The organism is Micromonospora kangleipakensis, assembly GCF_004217615.1.
GTDB lineage: Bacteria > Actinomycetota > Actinomycetes > Mycobacteriales > Micromonosporaceae > Micromonospora > Micromonospora kangleipakensis.
In genome coordinates this window covers 3,872,620-3,894,598 of the sequence record NZ_SHLD01000001.1, presented here as the reverse complement: position 1 = coordinate 3,894,598, position 21,979 = coordinate 3,872,620, and the positions used below count along the sequence as shown (strand labels likewise).

At 70.1% G+C, this 21,979-nt stretch carries 17 protein-coding genes; 9 read left to right on the top strand and 8 right to left on the bottom strand.

The window, feature by feature from the left end; all coding sequences use genetic code 11:
- The first annotated feature begins 376 nt into the window (after nt 1–376).
- On the top strand, nt 377–772 hold the full coding sequence (locus tag EV384_RS18705) for a hypothetical protein (protein WP_130335093.1): 396 nt from the start codon (nt 377–379) through the stop codon (nt 770–772).
- On the opposite strand, the gene metH is transcribed toward EV384_RS18705, so the two are convergent.
- Nucleotides 754–4,269, bottom strand: a complete 3,516-nt coding sequence (metH, locus tag EV384_RS18700) for a methionine synthase (RefSeq protein ID WP_207232363.1) — start codon at nt 4,267–4,269, stop codon at nt 754–756. The genes EV384_RS18705 and metH overlap by 19 nt on opposite strands.
- Nucleotides 4,270–4,528: 259 nt before the next feature.
- Between metH and EV384_RS18695 the strand changes: the two genes are divergently transcribed.
- On the top strand, nt 4,529–5,398 hold the full coding sequence (locus EV384_RS18695) for a PAC2 family protein (protein WP_130335091.1): 870 nt from the start codon (nt 4,529–4,531) through the stop codon (nt 5,396–5,398).
- 131 nt (nt 5,399–5,529) lie between these two features.
- Complete coding sequence (locus EV384_RS18690; RefSeq protein WP_130335089.1) at nt 5,530–6,321, top strand: GntR family transcriptional regulator; 792 nt, start codon at nt 5,530–5,532, stop codon at nt 6,319–6,321.
- Between the two features lie 157 nt (nt 6,322–6,478).
- On the opposite strand, the gene EV384_RS18685 is transcribed toward EV384_RS18690, so the two are convergent.
- The 4 genes from EV384_RS18685 to EV384_RS18670 all read right to left on the bottom strand — a co-directional run bounded on the left by EV384_RS18685 (nt 6,479) and on the right by EV384_RS18670 (nt 9,834).
- Nucleotides 6,479–7,183 carry a C39 family peptidase gene (locus EV384_RS18685; protein ID WP_130335087.1) on the bottom strand — a complete coding sequence of 235 codons (705 nt, stop codon included), beginning with the start codon at nt 7,181–7,183 and terminating at the stop codon, nt 6,479–6,481.
- Between the two features lie 455 nt (nt 7,184–7,638).
- Nucleotides 7,639–8,484 carry a hypothetical protein gene (locus EV384_RS18680; RefSeq protein ID WP_130335085.1) on the bottom strand — a complete coding sequence of 282 codons (846 nt, stop codon included), beginning with the start codon at nt 8,482–8,484 and terminating at the stop codon, nt 7,639–7,641.
- A gap of 149 nt (nt 8,485–8,633) precedes the next feature.
- A complete protein-coding gene (locus EV384_RS37310; RefSeq protein ID WP_423202905.1) occupies nt 8,634–9,251 on the bottom strand; it encodes a DUF6114 domain-containing protein in 618 nt (205 codons plus the stop codon).
- Between the two features lie 67 nt (nt 9,252–9,318).
- Nucleotides 9,319–9,834: a DUF6230 family protein gene (locus EV384_RS18670; protein ID WP_423202904.1), complete on the bottom strand. Its 516-nt coding sequence runs from the start codon at nt 9,832–9,834 to the stop codon at nt 9,319–9,321.
- A 774-nt stretch (nt 9,835–10,608) separates the two neighbouring features.
- Here EV384_RS18670 and EV384_RS18665 point away from each other — a divergent pair.
- The 6 genes from EV384_RS18665 (at nt 10,609) to EV384_RS18640 (ending at nt 19,062) form a co-directional block, all read left to right on the top strand.
- Nucleotides 10,609–12,492: a gamma-glutamyltransferase family protein gene (locus EV384_RS18665; RefSeq protein ID WP_130335083.1), complete on the top strand. Its 1,884-nt coding sequence runs from the start codon at nt 10,609–10,611 to the stop codon at nt 12,490–12,492.
- Complete coding sequence (locus EV384_RS18660) at nt 12,470–13,684, top strand: CapA family protein (protein WP_242624150.1); 1,215 nt, start codon at nt 12,470–12,472, stop codon at nt 13,682–13,684. Before EV384_RS18665 ends, EV384_RS18660 begins: the two co-directional genes overlap by 23 nt.
- Nucleotides 13,685–14,027: 343 nt before the next feature.
- Nucleotides 14,028–16,250: a HAMP domain-containing protein gene (locus EV384_RS18655; protein ID WP_242624149.1), complete on the top strand. Its 2,223-nt coding sequence runs from the start codon at nt 14,028–14,030 to the stop codon at nt 16,248–16,250.
- A 1-nt stretch (nt 16,251) separates the two neighbouring features.
- Nucleotides 16,252–17,496: a poly-gamma-glutamate synthase PgsB gene (gene pgsB, locus EV384_RS18650; RefSeq protein WP_130335081.1), complete on the top strand. Its 1,245-nt coding sequence runs from the start codon at nt 16,252–16,254 to the stop codon at nt 17,494–17,496.
- Nucleotides 17,493–17,978, top strand: a complete 486-nt coding sequence (locus tag EV384_RS18645) for a poly-gamma-glutamate biosynthesis protein PgsC/CapC (RefSeq protein WP_130335079.1) — start codon at nt 17,493–17,495, stop codon at nt 17,976–17,978. Before pgsB ends, EV384_RS18645 begins: the two co-directional genes overlap by 4 nt.
- 37 nt (nt 17,979–18,015) lie before the next feature.
- Nucleotides 18,016–19,062 carry an NlpC/P60 family protein gene (locus EV384_RS18640; protein WP_130335077.1) on the top strand — a complete coding sequence of 349 codons (1,047 nt, stop codon included), beginning with the start codon at nt 18,016–18,018 and terminating at the stop codon, nt 19,060–19,062.
- Nucleotides 19,063–19,204: 142 nt separating this feature from the next.
- Here EV384_RS18640 and mshC read toward each other — a convergent pair whose 3' ends face one another.
- The 3 genes from mshC to EV384_RS18625 all read right to left on the bottom strand — a co-directional run bounded on the left by mshC (nt 19,205) and on the right by EV384_RS18625 (nt 21,913).
- A complete protein-coding gene (gene mshC / locus EV384_RS18635; RefSeq protein ID WP_130335075.1) occupies nt 19,205–20,443 on the bottom strand; it encodes a cysteine--1-D-myo-inosityl 2-amino-2-deoxy-alpha-D-glucopyranoside ligase in 1,239 nt (412 codons plus the stop codon).
- 67 nt (nt 20,444–20,510) lie between these two features.
- Complete coding sequence (locus tag EV384_RS18630; RefSeq protein ID WP_130335073.1) at nt 20,511–21,329, bottom strand: SCO1664 family protein; 819 nt, start codon at nt 21,327–21,329, stop codon at nt 20,511–20,513.
- Nucleotides 21,326–21,913 carry a DUF3090 domain-containing protein gene (locus EV384_RS18625; protein WP_130335071.1) on the bottom strand — a complete coding sequence of 196 codons (588 nt, stop codon included), beginning with the start codon at nt 21,911–21,913 and terminating at the stop codon, nt 21,326–21,328. The genes EV384_RS18630 and EV384_RS18625 overlap by 4 nt, the downstream gene beginning before the upstream one ends.
- Between the last annotated feature and the right edge of the window lie 66 nt (nt 21,914–21,979).

Genomic DNA, 21,979 nt, shown 5'->3' with positions numbered 1-21,979 from the left:
TCACTTTCGGCGTCGGCGGGTGGCCCACCAGAGCGCCGCCACCGCGATGGCGAACGGCACCACGAAGCAGAGGGCGACGGCGATCGACGGCAGCTTAGTTGACCCCATGGCTGGGGAGCCTACGAGCCGACGTCACCTCTCGGCCGCCGATCCGCCGGATCCGTGGGTGGCCGTGCCGGCACGTCCGAATGGCCGCGCGGCCCGCTCGGTCCGATCGGTCCCGGCGGTCCGCCCGGGCGCGGCTGGCCGGGGTGCCTCATGCGGGCACTGCACGGCAAACCTCAACCATGGTTGAAGTTCGTGTATGATCACCAGCAAGGCGGCACCTCGACCATGAGAGGCTGCCTTGTCTGATCTTCTGGCGCAGCTGCGGGACATGCGTGTACAGGCGCGCACCGCGGCCGACGCGATCCTCACCCGCGCGGCGACCGAAACCCGCGACCTCGCCCCCGACGAGCTGTCCGAGCACGCGCGGCTCGTCGCCGAGGAGCGCGAAGCGACCGACGAGCTGGACGCCCTGCGCGACCAGCAGATCGCCGAGCTGCGCGCCACAGTCGCCCGGCGACCCGGGGCCCTTGCCGGATCCACCCCCGGATCGCCGGTGCTCACCCGTGACCAGCCGATGAGCGACTGGTGCCAGACCCGCGGCCTGTGCCGGCCGGAGCAGGCGATCAGAGTGCGGACCGTACGCGGACTGCGGAGGGATCTTGACAATGAAACCGCAGGTCAGACAGTCTGCCAGGGCTCCCCCGCCTATTTGGCGTTGAAGTAGTTCGCCTCCGGGTGGTGCACCACGATCGCGTCCGTGGCCTGCTCCGGCACCAGCTGGAACTCCTCCGACAGCTGCACCCCGATCCGCTCCGCGCCCAGCAGCTCCACGATCTTCGCCCGCTCCTCCAGGTCCGGGCAGGCCGGGTAGCCAAAGGCGTACCGGCAGCCGCGGTAGTCGGTGCGCAGCAGGCCGGCCAGGTCCGCCGGGTCGTCGTCGGCGACCGTACGCCCGCCCGGCAGGGTCAGCTCGGCGCGGATCCGTCGGTGCCAGTACTCGGCCAGGGCCTCGGTGAGCTGCACCGACAGGCCGTGCACCTCCAGGTAGTCGCGGTACTCGTTGCCGGCGAACATCTTCGCGGTGTACTCGCTGATCGGCTGCCCGACGGTGACCAGCTGCAACGCCACCACGTCCAGCTCGTCGCCCTTTGGCCGGAAGAAGTCGGCCAGGCAGAGCCGCCGCTCCTGTCGCTGCCGGGGGAAGGAGAACCGGGCCCGCTCGGCGTGCCCGTTCTCGTCCAGCACCACCAGGTCGTTGCCCTCGGCATACGCGGGGAAGTAGCCGTAGACCACGGCCGCCTCGAGGACCTGGTCGGCGATCAGCCGGTCCAGCCAGTACCGCAGCCGCGGCCGGCCCTCGGTCTCCACCAGCTCCTCGTACGACGGTCCCTTGCCGCCGCGGGCGCCGCGCAGCCCCCACTGGCCGAGAAAGGTGGCCCGCTCGTCGAGCAGCGCCGCGTAGTCGGCCAACGGCACCCCCTTCACCACCCGGGTGCCGAAGAACGGCGGGGTGGGCACCGCCGCGTCGGTGGCCACGTCGGAGCGGACCGAAGCGTCGTCCAGCTCCGGCAGCGCCTCGCTGACCATCGCCCGCTGCCGCTCCCGCCGGGCCCGCCGCGCGGCCAGGGCCGCCTCCCGCTCCGGGTCCACCACCGGCGCGCCGCCGCGCTTGGCCACCATCACCCGGTCCATCAGAGAGAGTCCCTCGAACGCGTCGCGGGCGTAGTGCACCTGGCCCGGGAAGACCGACCGCAGGTCGTCCTCGACGTACGCCCGGGTGAGCGCCGCCCCACCGAGCAGGACCGGCCAGCGCTCCGCGACCCCGCGCGACGCCATCTCGGCCAGGTTCTCCCTCATGATGACCGTGCTCTTGACCAGCAGCCCGGACATGCCGATGGCGTCTGCCCGGTGCTGCTCGGCGGCGTCGAGGATCGCGTTGATCGGCTGCTTGATGCCGATGTTGACGACCTCGTAGCCGTTGTTGGACAGGATGATGTCGACCAGGTTCTTGCCGATGTCGTGCACGTCGCCCTTGACGGTGGCGAGCACGATCCGGCCCTTGCCGCCGTCGTCGGCCTTCTCCATGTGCGGCTCCAGGTAGGCCACCGCGGTCTTCATCACCTCGGCGGACTGGAGCACGAACGGCAGCTGCATCTGGCCGGAGCCGAACAGCTCGCCGACCACCTTCATGCCGTCGAGCAGCAGGTCGTTGATGATGGACAGCGGCGACCGGCCGCCGGCCATCGCCGCGTCCAGGTCGGCCTCCAGGCCGTTGCGCTCGCCGTCGATGATCCGCCGCTTGAGCCGCTCGTCCAGCGGCAGCGCGGCCAACTCCTCGGCCCGGGTGGCCCGCGCCGAGGCGGCGTCGACACCCTCGAAGACCTCGATGAACCGCTGCACCGGGTCGTACCCCTCGCGGCGGCGGTCGTAGATCAGGTCGAGGGCGATCTCGCGCTGCTCCTCGGGGATCTTCGACATCGGCAGGGTCTTGCTGGCGTGCACGATCGCCGAGGTCAGCCCGGCCTGCACGCACTCGTGCAGGAAGACCGAGTTGAGCACCTGCCGGGCCGCCGGGTTGAGTCCGAAGGAGACGTTGGAGATGCCCAGGGTGAAGTTGACCCCCGGGTAGCGGGCGGCGATCTCCCGGATCGCCTCGATGGTCTCGATGCCGTCCCGGCGGGTCTCCTCCTGCCCGGTGGCGATCGGGAAGGTCAGCGCGTCGATCAGGATGTCGGAGCGGCGCAGCCCCCACCGGGTGGTCAGGTCCTCGATCAGCCGGCCCGCGATCCGGACCTTCCAGTCCTTCGTGCGGGCCTGGCCCTCCTCGTCGATCAGGAGGGCGACCACGGCGGCGCCGTGCTCGGCGACCACCGGCATCACCCGGGCGTAGCGGGACTCCGGGCCGTCGCCGTCCTCGAAGTTCACCGAGTTGACCACGCAGCGCCCGCCGAGCATCTCCAGCCCGGCCTCGACCACCGCCGGCTCGGTCGAGTCCAGCATGATCGGCAGCGTGGAGGCGGTGGCGAACCGGCCGGCCAGCTCCCGCATGTCCTGCGTGCCGTCCCGGCCCACGTAGTCGACGCAGAGGTCCAGCAGGTGCGAGCCGTCCCGGGCCTGACTGCGGGCGATCTCCACGCAGGCCTGCCAGTCGGCGGCGAGCATCGCCTCGCGGAACGCCTTGGAGCCGTTGGCGTTGGTCCGCTCCCCCACCATCAGCACGCTGGCGTCCTGCGCGAACGGCACGTGGTGGTAGATCGAGGAGACGCCCGCGTCCTGCCGCGGCTCGCGGGGGCCGGGGCGGGCGCCGTGCAGCCGCTCCGCCACCACCCGGATGTGCTCCGGGGTGCTGCCGCAGCAGCCGCCGACCAGGGAGACGCCGTACTCGGCGACGAAGCGCTCCAGGGCGTCGGCCAGCTCCACCGGGGTCAGCGGGTAGACCGCACCGTCGGCGGTGAGCTGCGGCAGGCCGGCGTTGGGCATCACCGACAGCGGCACCCGGGCGTGCTGGGAGAGGTAGCGCAGGTGCTCGCTCATCTCCGCCGGGCCGGTCGCGCAGTTCAGGCCGATCAGGTCCACGCCGAGCGGCTCGATCGCGGTGAGCGCCGCGCCGATCTCGCTGCCGAGCAGCATGGTGCCGGTGGTCTCCACGGTGACGTGGCAGATCAGCGGGACCTTCCGGCCGGTCTCGGCCATCGCCCGGTGCGAGCCGACCACCGCGGCCTTCACCTGGAGCAGGTCCTGGCAGGTCTCCACGATCAGCGCGTCCGCGCCGCCCTCGATCAGGCCGGCGGCGTTCTCCTGGTACGCGTCGCGCAGCGTCGCGTACGCGGCGTGCCCCAGGGTGGGCAGCTTGGTGCCGGGGCCGATCGAGCCGAGCACGAAGCGGGGCCGCTCCGGCGTGCCGTACGCGTCGGCGGCCCCCCGGGCGATCCGCGCGCCCGCCTCCGACAGCTCCCGGATCCGGTGCTGGATGTCGTACTCGGCGAGGTTGGCGAGGTTGGCGCCGAAGGTGTTGGTCTCGACGCAGTCCGCCCCGGCCGCCAGGTAGGCGTCGTGCACCCCGCGTACGACGTCCGGCCGGGTGACGTTGAGGATCTCGTTGCAGCCCTCCAGCCCCTCGAAGTCGTCGAGGGTCAGGTCGGCAGCCTGGAGCATCGTCCCCATCGCCCCGTCGGCGATGAGGATCCGGTCCGCGAGCACATCCAGCAACGAAGTCCGCACAGAGCCAGGTTAGTGCGACGTCTCGCGCCCCGGTCGAGCCATGCTGGCGTTCCCACATACTGTCAGCGGGATCACCGGGTCCGTATGACCGTTTGGCGAGGCTGGTCCGATCCACCACCGGCGCGGCCGACGGGCCGCGTCCCGCGCCGGCACGTAGGCTGACGGACGTGAAGGACATCAGGGACGCCAGCGTGCCCGGCGGGCGGATGTCGCGGCAGCGGCCCGGCGCCGCTCCCGACGAGCAGGGCGAGGTGACGGCGTGACCGAGTTCGACGGGCTGCCGGTGCTGCGGTCCCCGGTCGCCATCGCGGCCTTCGAGGGCTGGAACGACGCCGCGGACGCCTCCACCGCCGCGGTGGAGCACCTGGAGCAGGTCTGGCAGGCCCGGCAGGTGACCGAGCTGGACCCGGAGGACTTCTACGACTTCCAGGTGAGCCGGCCGACCATCACCATGGCCGAGGGCGAGACCCGCCGGGTGGAGTGGCCCACTACGCGCTTCATGGTGGCCAGCCCGGAGGGCACCGAGCGGGACGTGGTCCTGATCCGTGGCATCGAGCCGAGCATGCGCTGGCGCACCTTCTGCGAGCAGGTGCTGGAGATCTGCCACAGCCTGGAGGTCGAACGGGTGGTGCTGCTCGGCGCGCTGCTGGCCGACGTGCCGTACACCCGGCCGCTGCCGATCAGCGGGAGCGCCTCCGACGCGGAGGCCGCCCAGCGCTACCAGCTCACCCCCACCCGCTACGACGGGCCGACCGGCATCGTCGGGGTGCTGCACGACGCCTGCGCCCGCGCCGAGGTCGACGCGGTGTCGTTCTGGGTGCACGTGCCGCACTACGCGAACAACCCGCCCTGCCCCAAGGCGACCCTCGCGCTGCTGCACCGGGTCGAGGAGGTGCTCGACCTGCCGGTGCCGATGGCCGACCTGGCCGAGGAGGCGGCCGAGTGGGAGCAGCGGGTGCGCAGCGCCGCCGAGCAGGACGCCGAGCTGGGCGAGTACGTCCGCGAGCTGGAGGAGCGGGTCGGCGACGCCGGCATCACGCCGCTGACCGGGGACGAGATCGCCCAGGAGTTCGAGAAATACCTGCGCCGCCGCGGCGGGTCGGCCGGCCCGACCGCCGGCTCCTGGTAGTCAGCCCTCCCCCCTGGTGCTCAGCGGGCCCCGGACGTCGCCGTCCGGGGCCCGCTTTTTCGCGTGTCACGAGTGACGGCGACACACCCGCTAGGGCATCCTAGGAACCTAGCTGTCATGAGGAGGCGGGCGTGCAGATCAACCCGGGGGCCGCCGAGTTCCCGCACCGGCAGATCGCCGCGCAGCTCAAGGGCCAGGTCCGCCGCGGCGACTGGGCGCCGGGCGAACGGCTGCCGTCCATCCCGGCCATCGCCGAGATGTTCGGCGTCGCCAAGCAGACCGTGCAGCGCGCCGTCGACCAGCTGCGGGTCGAGGGCATTCTGATCACCAAACCCGGCTCCGGTACGTACGTCCGCGGCACCCGACGCCGGCTCAACCGGCTCGCCCGGGGCCGGTACGGCGGCTTCCGTGGCTACCACACCGACCTGGCCGCCCGGTACAAGCAGCAGCTCGTCTCCGTCGGCCGTGCCCCCGCCCCGCCCGAGGTCGCCGACGCGTTCGGGGTCTCCGACGGCACCGAGATGCTCTGCCGGCGGCACCTGGTCCGCACTGACGAGTCACCGGTCGAGGTCGGGGCGTCCTGGTTCCTGCCGGCGGACACCGCCGGCACCTCCCTCGAACGGGCCGAGGCGTTCGGCCGCCCGCTCTATCAGGAGGCCGAGGAGGCCACCGGCCGCCAGTACGCGACCGCGACCGACACCATCAGCGCCCGTCAGCCCAGCCGCGAGGAGGCGGAGACCCTGCAGATCCGTCCGGACACCCCGGTGCTGCACCTGCTGCACGTCGCTTACGACGAGGGGCGCAAACCGATCGAGGTCGCCCAGGCCACCTGGCCCGGCCCGATGACCACCCTCACCGAGGAGTACCGGATCCCCGCCCCCGCACCGGCCCACGACCCCGACCCCGGCCTGGTCCTCGGCTGATTCCAGGGAACCACCACCGGATCGGCGACCCGAACGTGCCGGTCCTCCATGATCGCCGGTGCGCTCCTCGCCGGTGCTGCTTGCTTGATCAGGATCCTGCGCTCGAAAGGGCCGGATCCCATTCCGGGGACCCGGCCAGCTGGTGTCCTGAGTTGGCTCAGCTGGAGTAGCCGCGCTCGGCGATCCAGTCGGCGACCTTGTCGTCGCTCATCCAGTAGTTCTTCGTCGGGTCGTACGGGTCGGCGATCTTCATCGTGTCACCGCCGTCGCGGAAACCAATGATGGTGAGATAGTGCCCGCCCGGGTACGAGTACTGGTTGCCCTTGGTGTCGACCGCGGTGCCCGTGATGTTGGCTACCACGCCGCGCTGGGCGTCGACCGCCTCAACTACATCGGTGCGCAGCTTGTCCACCTGAGGCGGTTCGGCCTCGGCGGTCTTGATCTCGGTGGTCTCGTAGCCACCGCCGGTCATCTCATTGAGCACCCGGGTGGTGTCGTCGACCGAGTTGGTGCCGGCCTTGGTGGTGCCCAGCTTGTCGGCGACCTCGCGTTGGCTCACGACCTGGCCCTGGGTGGACAGGGCGATCCGAGTTGCGGCTGGCGCGCAGTAGTAAGAGTTCGGCTGTCGCTGGTAGTCGTAGTGGAGCACCCGCTTGCCCTCGTCCGCCGGAGGCGGCGGCGACGGGGGCGGCGCAGGGGGCGGCTGTGCCTGCTCAGCGAAGCCCGGCTTGCTCTGGACCTGCGGAGGCCGCGCGGCCGTCACCGGACCGGCAGACGCCTGGGCAGCGATCGCCGGACCAGCGACGGTCCCGCTGGCCACCAGGGCAACGGAGAGCACGCTCTTGCGGAAAATCGAGTTCATCGTGAAGCTCCCATCGGGTTGGCTTCCCGGCTGTCGCTTGGCGCTTACCCACGCCCCCGTCGGAGAAAACGCCACAACCTACCCGAGTAGAAGGGGGGCCGGGGTGGATTTACGCAAACACGCGCGGGGGCGACCCCATTTAGGGTAGGAGGGCACCCGCGATCAGGAAGATCGCCTATGACGCAAATGCGGCAATGCGTTGTGGCGCGAAGATTGCCTTGATAACGACCATGAGTGGTCGACTGGCCGGCACGCCGGTTTGATCGGGGAAAGACCTCCGGGCGCTATTGTTCGCCCCGGATCCATAGTCTCCCCTTAATGCCTGGCTTCCGCGCCATCCCGGTGACCGCGGAATGGTTGCGCGAGAGCGTGGCGGGAAAACGATGAAGACGCCGAAGTCAGTCGGTCTGGCCACGGGTTGGACTGCGCCAGGAGGAGTCCGCTTCATCCACCCGTCAGTCCAAGGTCAGCTTCAGCGCTGGCCGGGCGGTCAGCGAGTGGCTGTTCATGAAGGCCAGGTCGATCGCCGGATCGCTGATCGTGATCGGCGAGGTGGAGGGAATCCCGTCGGGGAACGGCAGGTCCGGCGTCAGCGTGATCGTGACGCCGAGCAGCCGTCCGACGAAACGGGTGGCGTAGACGGCCACCTCACCGGTCAGCGTCAGCCGGTCGGTGGCGAACCGCATGGTACGGCCAGCCGGGCCGGGCGCGCGGAGCAGAAAGTCGTCGGTGATCGCGCGGTCCATGCTGAACTTCAACGTCCTCAGGGTGCCGCCGGTGGTAGGCAGGTCGACGATCCCGCGGATGCGGAGTCCGGTCATGGTCACCGTCGAGGCGGTCACGGTGGACAGGGTCTCTGCCACCACCGGCTGCCCCGGATCGGCGGGAATTAGCGGCAACGGCTTGCCTGCCTCCACGGCGGTCGGGGTCGCGTTGGGGTTGGCGGAGTCGAGAGCAGGGAACTGCGGCCGGGGGCTGGCCAGCTCGGTCGCGGGCGGCCCAGGGCTGGGCGCCGCCGGAGACTCCGGCGGCGCCGTGGCCCCCTCGTCGTCATCCTGGCCCCCGTCGAACAGGTCACCGATCCCGCCGAGAATGAGGACGTTGCCCGGGTTCACCTTGGCGTACCCGCTTGCGCTGATCGAGGATGAGCGGGGTGTGCCGGCCGGCTCGGGCCGGTTCGCGTTCGGTAAGCCACTCAGTGCCGGCCAGGTGGGCCCGTCCAACGTCGGGGTGGGCACCACGGACGCCCGCGCCGGGCTGGTCCCGGCGAGCCCCACGGCGGCGGAGATCCCGAGCAGCACCGCGAAGAACCGCGGATCGCGGTGTCGGCGCCTGCGGCGCGCGGCCTCCGGCCCCTCCGCTTGCCGGAACGTCCCGGCCCCCGCGGTTTCCTCGTACCCGGCAGGCGCCGGCTGAGAGACGCGTGGCCCCATCCTGTCCCGCCCGGACATCAGCTCGTGGACGAGGGCCGGCTGCCCGCGCTCGGGGCCGCGTCTGGGGCCGGTAGGTCGGCTCCCGCACGGGCCGACGACCCGTCCCGCCCCGTCCCGTCGTCCGGTGTCCCGTCCCCCGCCGTCCCGTCGCCGCCCCCCTCGTCCCGCGCCGTTTCGTCGCCGGCCGCCTCGTCCCGCGCCGTCCCGTCGCCGGCTGACTCGCTCCCGCGGGTGGCGGTCGGGTGCGTGTCCGGCGCCCAGGCGAAGCCGAGGGCGCTGCCCAGCAGGCCGAGCAGCAGACCGACGAAGAAGCCGCCGAGGTTCACCCCGATCAGCGAAAAGAGCGTGGTCACGGCGGCGACCACGGCGTAGAGGATCCGATGTTGCAGCCTGAACCACATCAGCAGTCCGCAGGTCACCAGGATGGTGGGGACCAGCCAGGACAGGAAACCGGTCGGCCCCATCTGGAAGGCGAGACCAGCGAGCGACATCTGGGTGGTGCCGAAGATCTCCAGACCGGCCAGTGCGGTGAACAGGCCGCCCCAGAACGGCCGGGTCCGGCGCCAGTGGCGGAAGCCGCGCCACGGGGCGTCGCTCCGCTTCGGCGGGACGGGTTGTGGTTCGGCGCTTGTCACCTTTGCCTCCTGCGAGTGAGGGGTCGAGCGCAGCCACCACCTCACGGAGGGCGGGGCGGTGATCAGCTCAGAAGCACTCCTTGGCGGCCGCGCCGACGTTGACCTTCAGCTTCAGCCCGGTGAGATTGAACGTCCCGGCCTGGGTGGAGCGGGCCACCTGGCGAAGGTTCTTGATCGTCACCGCGTCGGCCTGCTGGCCGAAGGCCTTCCTGGGACCCTTCACGGGCCCGCGGTCAAGGGTCGATGCGTCCTGGTTGATGTTGATGTTCGTGAACTCGACGTCACCCTCGAGCGCCTCGGCGTCGATCAACAGGTCGCTCGCGGTGGCGGGCCTGCCGCCACCGCCGGCGTTGGTGCTGAGCACCACGGGAGCACCGGGCACCTTCACCGACTGACAGAGGTCAAACAGCTGCGCCCGCCGGATACCGGTGACCGCCACCGGATGCTTCGTGCCGTCGACCTCCTCGGCGACGCCGCCGAACTGGACGAATCCCTCACCGCGCAGCTCCGAGGCGGAAACCTTGAACGTCTGGCCGGAGACGGCGAACGAGGCGGCCACCGCACCCTGTGCCATGCCGAACACGATCGCGCCGGCGACCGCGGTCGCCGGTACTGCCAGCGCGGCGAACCGCCGCCACCGAGTACGGCCTGAGGTGTCGAAGTGCTCCTGCACGATTCCTCCTCGGGGTGGATGTCGCGCCGGGAGGCCGGGCGGGCTCGGACAAAGGTCCGCCACCACCTGACGAGCAGGGGGACGAAGACTCGAGAATCGGTCCGGCCGGCGGCGCACGTCACAAGACGCCGCTTACCCGACGCTAACACGATGTAGACATGCGGAAGCGGGTTCCTCACTGAGCGTTAGGTGCATCGGCGACCCTCGACGCACAATGGCTTCCAAGCGGACATCCCGGACAGCGGCGGTCGACATGACGACAATTGGTCCTCACGAACCGGGCACACACTGCTCGCGGGGTAACTCCGCTCGCCCGTTCGGCCGGGCTGGACCATCCCCGCTGCCACCTGGGACACCTTCGTCTCGGAAACCACGACTTCTCGCGATGCCCTGCGCCGTCACCCCACCGCGAACCATGATGCCCGTGTCGGCCTCGGTTCCGCGTCTGTGAGGCGACGTCAGGGCACTTCTGCAGCCGATGTGCCAGCCGCGACCGAGCAGTCGCTTTGACGCCGGCTGAAAAGGGAAAGGTCCTGATGCGACTCAGGATTCGTTCGTCCCGAGCCCCATGCCCTCAAGCGAAGCTGACAGGCCGGACACCGAACAGGCGGAGACTCCCGCCGCGGAACCTCATGGCGTTTCAGCGCAACGGCCCGTTCCCGCATCAATCGAAGAGGTTGTTGTATGTACGCACGAAAGCGGCGCTACCTCCTTCCCGCGCTGGTGCTGACGCTCATCCTGCCGGCCCTGTCGACAGAGGCCACCGGAGCGAGCACTGTGGCTCCACCGGCCGGATCCTGCGCGAATCCTACGAGTGGTCGGGGGGCAGATGCGGTCGGTACGAAGTTCATGGTGGCGGCCGCCAATCCGCTCGCCGTCGAGGCAGGTTGCAAGATCCTCGCCCAAGGTGGCAGGGCCGCGGACGCGGCGGTAGCCGTTCAGGCCGTGCTCGCTGTCGTGGAGCCACACGCCTCCGGGCTGGCCGGCGGCACACTCATCACCTACTGGGATCCCGACAAGGACAAGGTCCGGTTCTTCGACGGCTTGGCCAGAGCTCCGCAGAACGTGACCGAGAATGTCAGGACGCCCACCGAGCAGGAGCGCAAGGCACTCCGGACCGACCGCTTCCCGAATGCGGCCGGGGCAAGCGGACGGTCGTTCGGTGTTCCGGGCACGCTGCGAGTGCTCGCGACGGTGCACAGCGAGTACGGCACCCTCCCGTGGGATCAACTCTTCGACGACGCCATCCGGCTGGCCGCGAACGGTTTCCCCATGTCCCCGAGCCTGCATGGCGGTTTCAAACAGCGCTTCAACGGACGGAAGCGCTGCAACTACCCCGACCTGCGCCCCCGCTACTGCAACGGCGACGAACCGAAGCCGGAGGGAACGACGCTGTACAACCCCGAGCTCGCGGACGTGCTGCGGGAGGTTCGGGACAACGGCGCGGACGCCTTCTACGACCCGAACGGCAAGATCGCACCAGCAATCGCGCAACATGCGGCCAAGGGCCCCATCAAGCTGAAAGGGAACACAGCGGGCCCGGTAGTCATCCCCAGTCTCATGACGGCCCAGGACTTCGCCGACTACCAACCGGTGGAGCGCCCCGAGGTGTGCAGGAAGGCGTTCGACGTGTCGGTCTGCACCTCGGCGCCGCCAGCATTCGGCGGAGTGGCGACCCTGCAGATGCTCGGCTTGCTCGAACGCGGCCAGGTGCGGAAGACCAAGCCCGGCTCGGCGGACCGCATCCACCTCTCGGTCGAGGCCAGCCGCCTGGCGAACTTCGACCGCCGCGCATACGTGGGGGACCCGGACTTCCAGGCCGTGCCCATAGCCGGGCTGCTCGACGGCAAGTATCTCGACAATCGCTTCGCCCTCTACTCCCCGGACAAGGCAATCCACCCGGTTGAACCGGGCAACCCCCCGGGCGTGGCGCCACCCGGACCGTCTGTCAGCGATCAACCCGCCACGACGGACGTCGGTGATCCGACGAGCAACGCGAGCATCGTCGACGCCGCCGGCAACGCCGTGTCCATGACCACGACCAACAACACCCACTTCGGGTCCCACCTGGAGGCACGGGGAATGATGCTCAACAACGCGTTGAACAACTTCACGGACACGGAGTCCGTCTCACCCGGCAAGCCCGTGAACGTCCAGGAACCGAAGAAGCGACCCACCGCCTCGCAGGCACCGACGATCGTGCTTGACCGCGAGGGGAAGAAGTTGCGGCTCGTGGTCGGCGCTGCCGGCGGCTCGCACATTCCCGACTACGTCACGCAGACATTGGTAGGGGTAATCGTCGATGGCATGAGCCCGGCCGAGGCACTCAATCAGGGGCATTACAGCGGGCAGGACATCACGCGCAAGTGTGACGGGAAGAGGGACGCGCCCTCCGAGCTCGAAGCAGACAGGCGGATCGCAGTGAACCTGCCCGACCTCGTATTGCGCGAGCACCCGTGTCCCAGAGTCATGGCACTGGACAGTGGTCTCACCGCGATCGAGGTCCGAGGAAACCAACTGCTGGGCGCGGCGGACCAGCGCAGGGATGGCGCCGCGGCCGGGCGTTAGGTCGTCCGCCGCCAGGAAGGGAATATCTTCGATGCGTGCATTCGTCCGCGTCCTGCTCGTCACCGCGCTGGTCGTAACCCCGGCACGGGCGCAGGGCGACGACATCGTTCGCGAGCGCCGGTCACCGCAACCGGCGGCGACGACCGCGCAACGGGGGGCGGGCACGCCGCGCCAGGTCAGCATCCTGGGCTCCGGTGACATCCTGGTGCACCCGCCGACGTGGCGGCAGGCGCGGGCCGACGCCAAGGCGGCCGGCCACGCCGGGTACGAGTTCGACCCGATCTTCGCCTCGATTCGTCCCGCCGTCGAATCGGCGGACCTGGCCATCTGTCACATGGAGGCCCCGATGGGGCCCGGCGAACCCAGGGACTTCCGACGCTTCAAGGCACCCACCGACCTGGCCGCCGCGGTCAAGACTGCCGGCTACGACACCTGCTCCACCGCCAGCAACCACTCCCTGGATCAGGGCGAGCAGGGCGTGTACGACAACCTCGACGCGCTGGACGCGGCCGGTCTGCGCCACACCGGCACCTTCCGCAGCGCTGCCGAGCAGGCCACGCCAACGATTTACGAGGTCAACGGCGTCAAGATCGGTCACCTTTCCTGGGCGATGCACTTCAACGGCCTGGAACCGCCAGCCGGCAAGGCGTGGCTGGCCAACCGCATCGACGTCGCCGCGATCCGCACCGCCGCCGCCGCTACCCGCAAGGCCGGCGCGCAGATCATCGTGCTCTCCGCCCACTGGGGCACAGAGATGAGTCACACACCCGACGGCCAGCAACTGTCCTGGGCCAGACAGCTCATCGCCGACCCGAACATCGACCTGATCATCGGTCACCATGCCCACGTCGTGCAGCCCTTCGAGCGGGTCGGCGACGAATGGATCGCCTACGGCGTTGGAAACACCCTCGCCCGCCACGATTTCCCCAAGGACGCCAACCGGGAGGGGGTCCTGGCCAAGTTCACGTTCACCGAACAGCCCAACCGGCGGTGGGTCGTCACCCGGGCCGAGGCAATTCCCATCTGGCTCTCCCTCAGACCGACCATCCGCGTCCTCGACCTGGCCCGCACCCTCCAGCACATACCCGCCGGCGACCGCCGCCGAGCCCTCTACACCGCGGCCCAGGATCGAATCGCCGGCTATCTCGACGGTCGCGGCGCGATCTCCGCCGGGCTTCGTGTGGAGCGTTGACAAGGCTGCTGCCAAGCCGAGCCGCTGAGGGTCGTGCACGTCGGACGTCGAATTCATCTCCGCAGGGTGAGGTTCTCTCACCCCGCCACGTTCGACCATCGGGTCCTACCGCTCGATGCGTCGGCAAATCGGGCCCGGCGGAAGCTCCGCGTCGCCCTCGAGTTCATCCCGGCGGGGTGAAGTGTCCTCACCCTGGCGAGTTCGATGATCGAAATGGACCGCGCAACTTCGATGCCGCCGAGAGCGAAGGGTCGCCATGAAGAGAAAGAGCGGAGGCGAACAGCCGGCGCCTGACCGGAGTCGCAATCAGTCACGATTCCGGGGACGCGCACCGGTAGCATCCGTGCCCTCCGATCCGCCACAAGAGCAGGTGGTCCCCTGGCGGCGACGGGCGCTTGACCAGCAGCTGCCGACCGCCGGATTCCCCGCGGGCTCCGGCAAGCCGTCGTTGGTGTTTCTCTGGGCGACCATGTTCCTGGCCGCGGCGATCGCGCTCGGATTCGCGGTGAACAACCAACGCGGCGTCCCTCCGGCGGTGGTGGATTCTCAGCGGGACAACGTCTCGAAGGTCGCCGCCAGCATGCGACTGACCATCAATCACTACGTGGATGGCCTCGATCAGCGCATCGCGACCCGGTCCCCGTCGACGCCCGACCCTGAGTTCGTCAAGCAGGTGGTGGGAGACGGGACGGAGTGGAACGGGGCGGCGATCGTGGAGACCGCCTCTCGCCGCCAGCTGGCGACCGCTGGCACCGGTGTGCCCATGCAACTGCTGCCGCCGACGCTACCCGTCAGGGACACCTTTCCGATCACCACACCCGATGGGCCGGCGCTGGTCCGAAGCATCGCGCTGGACGGCCAACGCACTCTACTGGCGGCGCAACCGCTCGACATCGACGAGCTTCGGCTCAACCCCAGCGCCCGACAGGGCATCTTCCTGATCACACCGGACGGCAAGAGCACGCTGATGCAGGGGGTCAGTGCGGTACCCGACGTCCACCTACCGGTGGTCTTCAAAGGGCTGGCGCAGTCCCAGTCCACCGAGGGTCACCCGATCAGGGTGACGGAGTGGTTGAACAAGCAGCTGGTCGTCTCCTCGGCTCCGGTGGGGGACACCGGAGCGACGGTCGCCACCCTCCTCGTCGCCGACGAGACGGGCGGCACCTCCACGGTGCACGGCTTCCTGCTCGGCCTGACCCTGCTGGCGGTGACGGTGCCGAGCTTCCTGCTGATGCGGCTGGCGCTGGTCAGCCCGGTGCGGTCGCTGCTGAAGCGCGCCAAGGCCAATGCGTGCGGCGAGGTCCCCACCAAGCGCTACCCGCTGCGGGTGTCGGAGTCCCACCGGATCGCCCGGGCGCTGGCCCTCACGTCCGCCAACCCCTCGTCTGCCACCGCCCGCCGCAAGCGATGGCGCTGGCAGTGGCGGCCAACCGTGACTCAGGGCCTGGTCCTGGCCACCGTCGTCGCCCTGCTCTGGCCGGCCGCGGCCGTGGCGTACGCGCTCAATGCACCCGAGCCGCCGATACCCAGCCAGCTCGTCAAGGACGAGGAGAGCCGGGCCGAGGCGGCGAGCAACGTCATGGGTAAGGCGCTCAACAACGGCCTGCAGACGGTGACCCGCCTCTCCCAGGCGGCTGAGGCAGCGCCCGACCCGACGCAAGTGGGTCCACAGCTCAAGCAGGAGGTGGCCGACAAACATCGATTCCGCGCCCTGTACCAGATCGACCCGAACGGGGCGGTGGTCACCACCGCGGGACGTGAGCCGCTCCGGAAGGAACCGCTGCACGGTGAGACCGGCCTCGACCTGGACGGCGAAACCGCTCGGGTCCCGCTGGTATACGCCTTCCGGGTGGCCCCCAACGGCGTCGCTACCGTCGGTGAGTTCGACATCGACTACCTGCTGGGCATGCTGCGCGCGGTGGACGGGCAGGTGCGGATCGTCGACGACGATCTGCGCACGGTCTTCGACTCGAACGGCTTCCGCGCTTTCCAGCCGTTGGAGGGCACCGCCCGGGTCGCCGCCGCCGAGGCGCTGAAGGGCGGCACCGTGGGGATGGCGAAGACGCCCGACGGCAAACCCGCTTTGATCGCCGCCGCCGGCCTCACCAAGCCCAACCCGGTTGCCCCACTGAAGTGGTCGCTGGTGGTGGAGCAGGACCTGGCCGGGCTGCGGTTGCCGCAGAGCGACGGGCGGCGTTGGACTCTGCTCGTCGCCGGCGCTACCGCAGGCGTCGTGTTGCTCACCCAGGTGTGGCAGTACTTCGTCTTCGCGCGGCCGCTGCGTCGGCTTGCCACGGAGGCCGACAGGATCAGCGACGGAAAGGTCGAGGAGCCGATCTCGCCACAACGGCACGACGACATCGGCGCGCTGGCGATGTGTCTGGAGGTCTGCCGTCAGGTCCGGCATACCGGTTCCAGCCGTCTGGGCGGTGCGAGCCGGCTGCGCGGACCGGAGGACGACCGCACCGTCGTGCTCCCCGAGGTCCCGCAGCAAGCCGAAGTTGATCGGGCCACGCTGTGGTATGGCGATCATGCCCGCCCCGACGATCGAGACGAAAGGAGCTGACGTGGCATACCTCTACGTCGTTTTCGTCCTCTGCTGTGGGGCTCTGTTCGTCGCCGGGATCGTCGAGCAGCGCAACCACTATCGCAACCTGGACAGGATTCCGGACCGCGTGTTGGTCAACGGTATCCGGGGCAAGAGTTCGATCACTCGGCTTTGTGCCGGCGCGCTGCGGGGCGGTGGCCGCGTGGTGGTGGCCAAGACCACCGGCACGGCGGCCCGCTTCATCTTCCCCGACGCCAGCGAGGAGCCGGTGCACCGCAAGTTCGGCATCGCGAACGTGGTCGAGCAGATCGGCATCGTACGTCGGGCTGCCGTGTACCACCCGGACACTCTGGTCATGGAGTGCATGGCCGTGATGCCGGCGCTGCAGGAGGTCAACCAGAGCAAGCTGATCCGATCCAACATCGGGGTGCTGTGCAACGTGCGCGAGGACCATCTCGCCGAAATGGGGCCTACTTTGGACGACGTCGCCCGCTCCCTGAGCCGATCCATGCCGGTGGGAGGGGTCTGCGTCACCGCTGAGCGGGAACGGCTCCCGATCCTGCAGGAAGAAGCCGAACGGCGCGACTGCCGCCTCATCGCGGTTGATCCCGAGTCGGTGAGTGACCACGAGATGGACGGATTCGGCTGGATCACCTTCAAGGAGAACGTCGCCATCGCATTGGCCGTTGCCGGGGAGCTGGGAATCGACCGGCAGAGCGCGCTCAAGGGCATGTGGGAGGCGCCGCCCGACCCGGGCGTGCTGTCCGTGGCGCGGGTGATGCACGGCGACAAGCGGTTCCGGTTCGCCAACATCTTCGCCGCCAACGACCCTGAATCCACCTTCATGAACATCCAGCAACTGGAGGACCAACAGCTCATCACCCGTCCGCTGACGATGGTGATCAACTGCCGGCCGGACCGGATCGAACGCAACGGTCAGATGGGCGAGCTGAGCGGCCGGGTGCGACCGGAGAACATCATCTTGATCGGAGAGGTGACCAAGAGCGCCCGTACGACGGTCCCGGCGGACCTTCAGGACCGGGTTGTCGACCTCGGTGGCAAGCCCGACCCGGCCAGCCTGCTGGAGAGCGTGACGGCAGCAACCCCGGACGACTCCTCGATCATCGCCGTCGGGAACATCCACGGGCAGGGTGAGGTGCTGGTCCATCAGCTGGCGGGACTGCCGGGCTGGACCTGCGAGGACGGCTCACCATCCGCTTCCACCATGCCCCGTAAGCCGACCGAAGAAAGGATTCAGCGATGAACTTCGGCGGAGAACTCAGCGCCCAGATGGCCACCGCGAGCCTCGGCATCGGACTGGTGTTCGCGCTGCTGTGCTATCTGACCACCAACCTCTCGCCCGGCGGCATGATCACCCCGGGCTGGATCGCGTTGACGCTCATCGAGGACCAACTGCAGGCGGTGATCGTTGTGGCGGTGACCATTGTCACCTACCTCATCGCCCGGCTGATGCACCGCGTGATCATCCTCTACGGGAAGCGGCTGTTCGCGGCGATCGTGCTGGTCAGCGTCCTTCTCCAACTGACCATGTTCGTCATCGTCCAGCGTGACCTCCCGCTGCTGTTCGCCCACCAGACGCTGGGCTTCGTCATCCCGGGACTCATCGCGTACCAGCTCGTGCGTCAGCCGCCCAGGGCCACCATCCTGGCGACCATCGTCGTGACTGCGATCACGTTCGGTATCGCGTATAGCGGCGTCGTCGCGGGATTCGTGCCGGTGACCTGACCGCTCCCAGGAACCAGCCCCGAAAGGAGAAGCAGGAATGAGCTACCGCACGCACCTCCGCAGGCCGGCCGTGCTGAGCGTCGCCGGGCTCGTCCTGCTGATCGCGGCGAGCGCGCTCACCTACGTCGTGGCGCGGCCGTCGCCAGCGGACGAACCCGTGCTGACCCTGGGCGCGGCGAAGGCGGACGGTCAGGCGCGCGGCGCGTCGGGCTACACCTACCAGCGGTCGAAGGATCCGGACCGTACGGAGATCGTCGACTCCTCCGGGCAGCCCGTCGCGATCATGACCGACAACGCACGTACCGCGCACATCTACGGCCCGTCCCGGACGTTCGAGGAGCCGCGCTTCACGGATGCGAAGCTCGAGACCGACATGTGGGTTCGGCTCGCGCCGCAGGCATGGCATGCCGGCGCCGAACAGGAGCAATGGTTCATGGACTGGTTCGCCGCAGCCCGCCGGGATCGCTCGCCGGACGTGCTGGCGATTGCCTTCGAATACGTCGACGGCGCACCGGTGAAAAAGGACAACCAGGGGCAGCAGTACTCCGGTGACGCGTCGTTCGGGCCGCCGGACCCCTTGGACCCCGACGGTCGTGCGGAGCGCTCCGACTTCTACGACTACCTGGGTCAGGCGTGGTCGTTCCTCGACGGCAAGAGCGCAACGCCCGACCCGCAGCGCCAGTTGGCACTGGACTGCTCCGGCTTCCTGCGCATGGTCTACGGCCACCGGCTCGGCTATCCGCTGCGCGGAACGAACACCCCGGGCGAGGGTCTGCCGCGGCGGGCCCACGCGATGGCCGAGGTGGGCCCGGGCGTCCAACTGGTGCCCAACACCGGTCAGCGGCCCCGAGGAATCGACCGGCTGCTCCCCGGCGACCTGGTGTTCTTCAACGCGGAGGTGATCCCGACGGGCCAGATCGACCACTCCGGCATCTACCTCGGCATCGACGACGGCGGGCACCACCGGTTCATCTCCAGCCGGTCCCAGACGGACGGCCCCACCATGGGTGACCTCTCCGGTGCACCGCTGCTGGACGGCGTCGGCTACTGGCCCGACAGATGGCGCACCGCCCGCCGGCTCTGATCGGGCAGGTGCGGCCGGAGCCGACGGTGTCGTCCACTCGCGCCGCTGATCGGGCAGGTGCGGCCGGAGCCGATCGTGTCGTCCGGTCGCACCTGCCCGATCCGCGCTTGCGGAGACCGGGGCGGGTCGACCGCAGCAGGCGCTAGAGGCGGATGCCGAGGAGGGCGTCCACGGTGGCGGCGAAGAGGGCGGGGGCCTCGGCGTCGTCGGCGACACCGGCGAGGGCCTGCATTGCCCACTCGTCGGCGACCGCGAGGGCGCCCGGCGTGTCCAGGTCGTCGGCGAGACGGGCGCGTACCCCGGCAAGCAGCTCGGCCCCGGATGGCCCGGCGGGGACCGCGGCGGCTCGGCGCCAGCGCGCCACGCGCTCCTGCGCGGCGACCAGCAGGTCGTCGGTCCAGGAGCGGTCGGCGCGGTAGTGGCCGCTGATCAGGGCCAGCCGGACCGCCATCGGGTCGACCTTGTCGGCCCGCAGCCGGGACACGAAGACCAGGTTGCCCTTGGACTTGGACATCTTCTCGCCGTTCAGGCCGATCATGCCGGCGTGCACGTAGTGGTCGGCGAACGGCGCCTGGCCGGTGAGGCGTTCCGCGTGCGCGGCGGAGCACTCGTGGTGCGGGAAGAGCAGGTCGTTGCCGCCGCCCTGCACGTCGATCCGGTCGCCGAGCAGGTTCAGCGCGATCACCGCGCACTCGATGTGCCAGCCGGGGCGGCCGGCGCCCAGCTCGCCGCCGGGCCAGGACGGCTCGCCCTCCCGGGCGCCGCGCCACAGCAGCGGGTCCAGCGGGTCCCGCTTGCCGGCCCGGTCCGGGTCGCCACCGCGCTCCGGGAAGATCTCCAGCATCTGCTCCCGGGTCAGGTTCGACTCGTACCCGAACTGGGGGGCGGCGGAGATGTCGAAGTAGACGTCGCCGGTGCCGTCGTCGAGGCGGTACGCGGCGCCGTCCTTGAGCAGGACGAGGACCTTCTCGGCGATGTCCGGGATCGACTCGACCGCGCCGACGTAGTGCGCCGGCGGGATGATCCGCAGCGCCTCCATGTCCTCGCGGAACAGTGCGGTCTCCCGCATCGCCAGGACCTTCCAGTCCTCGCCGTCGCGCTCGGCCCGCTCCAGCAGCGGGTCGTCGATGTCGGTGACGTTCTGCACGTAGCGCACGGTGACGCCGGCGTCCCGCCACATCCGCTGCACCAGGTCGAAGGTGATCATGGTGGCGGCGTGCCCGAGGTGGGTGGCGTCGTACGGGGTGATACCGCAGACGTACATCGAGGCGGTGCCGTCGGGCTCGCTGGGCTGGAGACCCTGCCGCGCCGAGTCGTACAACCTCAGCGGCACGCCCTCACCCGGCAGCCGTGGCACCTCGTGTCCCGCCCAAGACTCCATGACCGTCAGCCTAACGAGCCGCCCACGCCCCCGTTGCCGCCCTGGGCGTGATCAACGCGACAACCGCTCACATGGGCGGCCAGGGCATCGCCGGCCAGTCCTCCGGCGGCTGGGGGAACCGCCCGGTCTCCCGCAGCCGGTCGACGCGGCCGGCCAGCGCGGCGACCTCGCCGATCGTCAGGTGCTCGGCCAGCTCCTCGCCGAGCGGTCCGGCGACCTGACCGGCCAGCGCGTCGACCATCTCCACCGCGTCGGGCGGCAACTGCCGGCCGGCCCAGCCCCAGAGCACCGTGCGCAGCTTCTCCTCGACGTGGAAGCAGACCCCGTGGTCCACGCCGTAGATCCGGTCGTCCGGCCCGATCAGCACGTGTCCGCCCTTGCGGTCGGCGTTGTTGAGCACCGCGTCGAGGACGGCGAGGCGGGCCAGCCGAGGGTCGTCGGCGTGCGCCAGCGCGTACGCGACGCCTTCGTCGTCGCGGGCCGCGGCGACCGGGAACCAGCGCGGCGGCACGGCGTCCGCCGGCACGAACCCGACCAGCGACTCGGCATCCTCCGGCTCGTCGATCCAGAGCTGGCACGAGCCCGGACCGAACGGGCCGTCCCGCAGCACCGTGGGCGGCACCAGGTCCCAGCCGGTGGCCCGGGAGACCAGGTAGGCGGCGACCTCGCGGCCGGCGAGCGTGCCGTCCGGAAAGTCCCAGAGCGGGCGCTCGCCGCGCACCGGCTTGTAGACGCAGCGGGCCGTCACCCCGTCCAGGGTGAGGATCCCGCGCAGGGTGGTGTTGGAGGCGTCGACCAGCCGCCCCTCGAGGTCGAACTCACCGTCGCTCAGCAGGCGGAGAGCGACGGCGCTGTCCTGTCGGGGCTGGAGTTCCGACGACGTCACCGGTGATAACCGTTGTGCCGGGGGCAGAGGTGGCCCGCCGGGTCCAGCGGCTGACCGCAGAGCGGGCAGGGCGGACGGCCAGCGTTGACCACCCGGCGGGCCCGCTCGATGAACGCGCGGGTCGCCGCGGGGGTCAGCCGGACCCGCAGCCGGTCGAGGTCCTCGTCCGGCTCCTCCGGCTCCTCGTCCTCGTCCTCGTCGTCCTCCACGTCGCCCAGCTCGACCTCGGCCTCCGCCTCACCGACGGCGATCGCCTCGATCACCACGGTGGCGGTGTCCACGTCGAAAGCCAGGCCCAGGGTGCCGACCCGGAACTCCTCGTCGACCGGGGTGTCCAGCGGGTCGTTGTCGCCGACGACCATCGGCGCCGCCTCCGGCAGCTCCACGCCGAACCGGCGTTGCGCCTCGGAGAGCAGCTCCTCCAGCTTCTCGGCGAGCAGGGACACCTGGACCTTCTCCAGCGCGACGCTGACCAGCCGGCCACCGCCGCGCGCCTGGAGGAAGAACGTACGCTCCCCCGGCGGGCCGACGGTCCCGGCGACGAACCGCTCCGGCGGCTCGAAGGCGTGCACCTGGTGGGTCATACCCACGACCCTATCCGGCGCGTGGAGGCGTCGCGCACCGCACCGACGGTGGTTCCGCCCAGGGCG